The organism is Rhizobacter sp. P1_G5 (assembly GCF_056405435.1).
The window spans coordinates 1-5987 of record NZ_JBFUCB010000376.1; the positions used below are offsets into that span (position 1 = coordinate 1).

General features: G+C 60.9%; 3 protein-coding genes and 2 pseudogenes. All 5 read right to left on the minus strand.

Annotated features, from left to right (window positions below):
* On the minus strand, positions 1-252 hold a 252-nt coding region (locus tag AC1D12_RS22180; RefSeq protein ID WP_477842884.1), incomplete at its 3' end, for a hypothetical protein.
* Between the two features lie 70 nt (positions 253-322).
* Positions 323-1027, minus strand: a complete 705-nt coding sequence (locus AC1D12_RS22185; RefSeq protein WP_477842887.1) for a restriction endonuclease subunit S — start codon at positions 1025-1027, stop codon at positions 323-325.
* Positions 1028-1126: 99 nt separating this feature from the next.
* Positions 1127-2615 (minus strand): annotated as a pseudogene (locus tag AC1D12_RS22190) (type I restriction-modification system subunit M); the annotation flags it as partial.
* Positions 2616-2697: 82 nt separating this feature from the next.
* Positions 2698-5079 (minus strand): EcoAI/FtnUII family type I restriction enzme subunit R, encoded by a 2382-nt coding sequence (gene hsdR, locus AC1D12_RS22195; RefSeq protein ID WP_477842885.1) that lies wholly within the window; start codon positions 5077-5079, stop codon positions 2698-2700.
* A 272-nt stretch (positions 5080-5351) separates the two neighbouring features.
* Positions 5352-5987: pseudogene (locus AC1D12_RS22200) on the minus strand (type II toxin-antitoxin system antitoxin DNA ADP-ribosyl glycohydrolase DarG); the annotation flags it as partial.

Below are 5987 nucleotides of genomic sequence, written 5' to 3' on the forward strand. Positions count from 1 at the left end.
GTGCCGGGCGACGAACGTAGCCAAAAAGGTCTGCGGCACCGGGTTGGTGATGCTGGTCATACGCCGCTGGTGTCCAGCACGGGCAACACTAAAAAGTTCCGGCTTGCAGGCTGGAGCCTTCGCATTTGTCGCGTTGACCGCCCAGAGCGCTTCGAGCGCTGGCAGGTGCGAAGCCAATTGATGGGTGGTGAACGCTGGGGGCAACTGAGACGGAAAGTAGCCCTTCGACAATAGTGCTTCGGTCCGGTTCATGCTCCTTCTCCCTGATGTCTTCCATTTGAATGGCGCTGCACCAGCAGGATTGGCCGACGCCATTTCGGCTTCATGCCTCTTCCGCTGTTGTCAGCTCGACGAGTACCTGCGCCAAGTGTTCATGGCTCATGCGGGCTGTAGCCAGGCAGCGCTTTAGCTGATCGCACAAGCTCAGCAGTTCATCTACTTTGGCGACAATGCGCTCTTGCTCTGCGAGCGGAGGCACTGCGACCGCGTGCGCCCATAGTTTGTCGGATACGAGCTTGCAAGTGCCGTGGCTGGAGCGATCTACTAAGCTGACCATTTCCGGCTTGCGTGCCTGAAGGTACAACAGCAGGTATCGCGCCATTTCGATCGGTGGGACAAGTGCTTTCATGTCCTGGTTGATCGTGACGGTCTTCTCTGTCAGTGCAACGGGAAACGAGTGCGCAAGGATCATTCCGCGCACAACCATCAGGATGCTGGCCGGTGGGATGAATTTGAGGGCTGAGCCCGAAACAGCTTCAGGTGATACGTGGTCCTCGGCGTCCGAGATCACGGCCCGCTTCATGTCCTTCGGTGAGACCCACGGGATGTCACCAGACCAGAAGGCGGGATTTGCCTTGCTTGGAGTGGCGCCGCCCAACACGGTGCCTAGACTGCCGAGGGGTACGGACGCCCAACCGGGCAACTCGTGCGAGTACGTCTTGATGCCACGACTCTTGAGGAAAGCCACTGCTGTTTCACCGCCCCGGTTTTGAGGAACCAATTTCCCTCTAACACCAAGCTGCAACACTGTCTGCTTAAGCGCGCCAATGCTGGCCTCGGTGGTGAAGAGCGTATGGAAATGCTCGACCAGTTGTTGCCAATTGGCGCGGAAGTCGGCGGCGTCACGGGATTGGGTGAGGCTGGCGGCCAGCGCCGTTTTTAACTGCTCGCGCAGGCCGTGGATGTCAGCCTGAATGCGCGCGTGGTCCTTGAGCAGTTGCGCCGGGTCATGGTTGACTTGCTCGCTGACGTGAGGGTTCTTGCAGTCGAGATTGTAGTTACGGGCTTTGATCTCCTCGGCGCTGATCTTCCAGGCGAACTCACCTTTAACGCGGGTGGCAAAACCATCGGCCTCGCTGCCCCACCAGGTTTGTTCGATGTCGAACTCCTCGATTCGCAGGGGCCGGGTCTTGCTGTAGTTCTTGACCCCGGCCGGGTACTGGTGCTCGTAGAACCAGATGTCTTTCGTCGGCGTACCCTTGGTGAAGAACAGCAGGTTGGTCTTGATGCCGGTATACGGGTTGAACACGCCGTTGGGCAGCCGGACGATGGTGTGCAGGTTGCATTCGGCGAGCAGCTTTTCCTTGATGCGGCTCTTGATGCCCTCGCCGAACAGGAAACCGTCTGGCAGCACCACGGCGGCGCGGCCGCCGTCGCGCAACAAATGCATGATGAGCAGGAGGAACRGGTCAGCCGTTTCGCGCGTGCGGAAGGCCTGCGGAAAGTTGTTCTCGATGCCGTCTTCTTCCATGCCGCCGAAGGGCGGGTTGGCAACGATGCAGTGCACGCGATCCCTTCGACCCCAGGCGATCAGCGGTTTGGCCAGCGTGTTGTCGTGGCGGATCTGGCTGGGCACCTCGATGCCGTGCAGGATCATGTTCGTGGTGGCCAGCAGGTGCGGCAGCGGCTTTTTCTCCACCCCATGGATGCTGGCCTGCAGGACGCGCTCGTCCTCGAGCGTCTTTACATAGCGCCGGCGCTTGTGCTCGATGGTGCAGGTGAGAAAGCCGCCGGTGCCGCAGGCAGGGTCCATGACTTTCTCGTCTAGCTGGGGGTCGACCATGCGCACCATGAACTCGGTGACCGGGCGTGGCGTGTAGAACTCGCCGGCGTTGCCCGCGCTTTGCAGGTCGCGCAGCAGTTGCTCGTACATGTCGCCGAAGGCGTGGCTCGTACATGTCGCCGAAGGCGTGGCGCTCCTGCGCCCTGTTGAAGTTGACGCTTTCCTGGATCTTGTTGATCACTTGCCGAATCAACTGACCGGACTTCATGTAGTTGTATGCGTCCTCGAACACGCCACGCACCACGAAGGCGGCCGGCGTGGTGCTGTAGGTCTCCAACCTTTGCAGCGTCGGGAACAGCTCGTTGTCGATGAAGCTCTTCAGCTCTTCGCCGGTGATGCCTTCGGGGTCGGCCGCCCAGTTGCGCCAGCGGTACTCGTCCGGCAGCGGTGAGCGGTAGCTGTCGTCCAACAACTCCCACTCCTGCTCACGGTCATCGAAGATTTTCAGGAACAGCAACCAGACCAGCTGGCCAATGCGCTGGGCGTCACCGTCGACGCCGACATCCTTGCGCATGATGTCTTGGATGGATTTGATGGAACCGCTGATGGACATGTGGGAATCGGATCTGAAACGTCAGCGCTGGCACCGGGCCAGCGTAAAGAGGGGGTGCTCGGCGCGTCCATGGCACGATGGATCAGGCGTACAACTGCGTCTCCAGCTCGGCAATTGCTGCGGCATACGCGGCCTTGCCGCCAAAGGCCTCGACTAGTTCGATCGGCGCGCCAATGCGGCTGAAGGGGTCGAGCTGCAGGATCTTGATGTCCTCGATGGGCTCAAGGCCTGTGTCGGCGTACTTCTGGAGCAGCGCCTCCAGCACCTGGCGCGCCGCCCCTTGGTACTTGGCAAAGTAGTTGCGCTTCTTGACGTTGTCGGCGCGCTCTCTGCGAGAGAGCGGGGGCTGGTCAAAGGCAACGTGGCAGATCAGGTCGAAGGCGTCCAGGGGCTTGCCCTGCTTGGCCTCGACTTCTTCAGCCAGCGCCTCCCACAGCACACCTTGCGCGGCCAGCTCGTCGATGATTGCCTTCTTCTGAGTAGCATCTGACCAGCGGCGCAGAAAGGCGTCCAACGTGCCGAACTGCTTGTTGACGCAGTTGCGGGTGTAGTCCCGCAGGGACTCGGTGATGAGCTTGCCACTCGGACCGTAGTACTGCACGCGCTCTGCGACGATGAAGACAGAGACCTCGCCGACCACGTACTTGATGCGCCCGCCACCACCGCTGCCTCCTCCAGTGCCATCGTCTGGCGGGGTGTCGCCACCGTCTTTCGGCTCGCCGCCGTCCAGGCCGTCGCCATCGGTTGGATCGGGTACGTCGTCTGGCGGGACAGGTGATTCATCACCCTTGGGCTCGTAGACTTGCACCGGATCACCGTCGAAGGCCGGGTCGGCGAACAGCTCGGTGGCCTTCTTGAAGTCCATGATGGTGAACCAGAACTTGTCATGGTCCTCGTTGATGCGGGTGCCGCGGCCGATGATCTGCTTGAACTCGGTCATCGACTTGATGTGCTGGTCCAGCACGATCAGCTTGCACGTCTGCGCATCCACACCCGTGGTCATCAGCTTGCTGGTGGTGGCGATCACCGGGTAGCGCTCTTCGGGGTTGATGAAGTTGTCCAGCTCGGCCTTGCCCTCTTGCTCGTCGCCAGTGATGCGCATGACGTACTTGCGGTTCACCCGCACGTGGTCGGCGTTCAGATTCACCAGGGCCTGGCGCATGCGCTCGGCATGGTCGATGTCGTCGCAGAAGACGATGGTCTTCTGAAAGGGGTCACTGGCCTTGAGGAAGGAGGTGATCTTCTCGGCGACCAGCTGGGTGCGGGCTTCGAGCACGAGAGACCGGTCCATGTCCTTGAGGTTGTAGATGCGATCCTCGATGGGCAGGCCGTTCTTGTCGAGCATGCCGGCCGGTGGCCGCCAGCCTTGCAGATCCTTGTCGAAGTCGATGCGCACCACCTTGTAGGGTGCCAGGAAGCCGTCGGCGATGCCCTGCTTGAGGCTGTAGCTGTAGACCGGCTCACCGAAATAAAAGATGCTGGAGATCTCCTTGGTTTCCTTCGGTGTGGCGGTGAGGCCGACGTGTGTGGCGCTGGAGAAATAAGCCAGGATCTCGCGCCAGGCCGAGTCCTCGGCTGCACTGCCCCGGTGGCATTCGTCGATGACCACCAGGTCAAAGAAATCCGGTGAGAACTGCTTGTAGATGTTCTTGTCTTCTTCGGCGCCGGACACGGCTTGGTACAGCGACAGGTAGATCTCGTAAGACGTGTCGATCTGCCGCTTGGCGATCTTGGTCATCGCCGCACCGAAGGGTTTGAAGTCGTTGTTTCTGGTCTGGTCGACCAGGATGTTGCGGTCGGCCAGGAACAGGATGCGCTTCTTCTGGCGGCTCTTCCACAGGCGCCAGATGATTTGGAACGCCGTGTAGGTTTTGCCGGTGCCGGTGGCCATGACCAGCAGCACGCGGTTCTGGCCACGTGCGACCGCTTCAACCGTGCGGTTGATGGCGTTGACCTGGTAGTAACGGGGCATCCGGCCCGTGCCATCTTCGAAGTACGGAGCCTCGACCTTTCGGCTGGTTTCGGCGTCGAGGCCTTTCCAAACGCAGTAGCGCTGCCAGAGTTCGGCAGGGCTCGGGAATTCATCCAGCGCTAGCTCGGTTTCGGTGAGGGAGGCATTGCTAGTGCGGTCATGAAATAGAAAGCCGTCGCCGTTGCTGGAGAACGCGAAGGGGACATCGAGCGTTTCGGCATAGTCGAGCGCCTGCTGCATGCCGTCGCCTACCGTGTGGGTGTTGTCTTTGGCCTCGATCACGGCCAGGGGCAGGTTCGGCTGGTGGTACAGGATGAAGTCGGCACGGCGCGACTTGCCTCGGCTGTGCAGCTTGCCCCGAACGATGATGCGGCCCTTAGTGAAGCTGACTTCCTCGCGCACCTGCCGGTGGATGTCCCAACCGGCGGCCGTGATGGCGGGTGCGATGAACTTTGTGCAGATGTCGCGTTCGGACAGCGAGTTTTTGTTCATGCAACGTGAGCTCCCTCGACGCATTTTCGCCTAGTAAGCCCGTCGCTCGGAAGGGAGGCGAGGGGATCTGATGCGTGCGTTCTCAAATCAGAAGGTGCGAAGCCTTAGCTGCCTCAGTCCCGACTTGCCGAACCCATCGTGAGAGTTTAGGCATTTTCACTGGGTAAACGCCGTGCGAGCCATCGTTTCCTCGAGCTTCCAGCCCATCATGAGGATTCCTGACCCGTCACTCGGCGGTGGAGCGACGGGATGCTACGCGCCAGAATGGCTCATCAGGCGTGTGCGTAGAGCGGGGTACTCAGCAATCGCTGCAAGGCGATGCGCACCGAGCGTTCGTCGAAGATCTCGCTCTTGCGTTTGCCGGCACCAGCGGCACCATCCGCGGGCCAGTTGGCCAATCCTTCTAGCAGCGCTGGTACCTCGGGCAGTACGCCTTCGCGGCTCAGCAGCCAGTCGACCGAGGCCAGCAACTCCATGCCGAATGGCGACTCGAAACCGTCAATCACCTGGCTCACCAGTTCGAGCGCGGGCGCCACGTCCCTGGCCTCACTCCTCAGGTAGCCTTGCACCAACTCCTTGCGCCCGTCGTCGAAGCCGATCGCATCCAGGGGCCCGGCATCGGCGATGCGCTTGTCGGACCGCAGATAGCTGCCGTCCAGGCTGTTGAGGAGGTGGTTGAGGTTCGGGGCGAACGGGCCGTAGCGATGAGCTATGAAGTTGAGTTTCAGCTCGTTGCGCAACCCCAAGTGGTCAAGGCAGCGCTCCAGAAACCAGGCCAGCTTCTGCACTTCCAGCAGACTGCATTCCATGCCCAGCACCCAGTAGCGGCGCACTGCTTCAGCTACCAGGGCACGCGCTGGCGTCAGCTTCTGAACGCCTGCGCGCTTGGCCACGTTCTGGTATTGGTC